The 505-nt window shown below is 57.0% G+C and carries 1 protein-coding gene; it reads right to left on the reverse strand.

Annotated features, from left to right (window positions below):
• Positions 1-483: type II secretion system F family protein (locus tag K0040_RS22430; RefSeq protein ID WP_272491585.1), on the reverse strand; the 483-nt coding region annotated here is incomplete at its 3' end.
• Positions 484-505: the final 22 nt, after the last annotated feature.

Below are 505 nucleotides of genomic sequence, written 5' to 3' on the forward strand. Positions count from 1 at the left end.
GCGGGTTGAGGCGGGTAGCGCGTGTCCGAGATGATCAAACTGTTCGATGATTTTCGGCACCACTGCCGTCAGCAAAATAGTGACTACGCCCGTTGCCACCACCAGCAGAACCAGCGGATAGAGCATGGCCTGCAATAGACGTGATTTCAGGCGCTGTCGCTGTTCGGTGTAATCTGCCAGGCGATTAAGCACCACGTCGAGATGCCCGGATTTTTCTCCGGCAGCAACCATCGAACAAAACAGAGAATCAAAGACGCGGGGATGTTCGCGCAGGCTGTCCGACAGGGTGTAACCTTCCTGAATCCGGCTGCGCAGCGCCATTCCGAGGCTTTTTACATGCAGTTTTTCACTTTGCTCACTGACCGCCTGTAAGCAGGTTTCCAGCGGCATTGCTGCCTGTACCAGCGTTGCCAGTTGGCGCGTGAACAGCGCAAGATCTGCCGCCGCCACGCGACGATGTGCGTGCCGCCGACGCTGCAACATCCCCCCTGACGAAGTATTCATC

This window comes from Terrisporobacter petrolearius, from assembly GCF_020748185.1.
Lineage (GTDB): Bacteria > Bacillota > Clostridia > Peptostreptococcales > Peptostreptococcaceae > Terrisporobacter > Terrisporobacter petrolearius.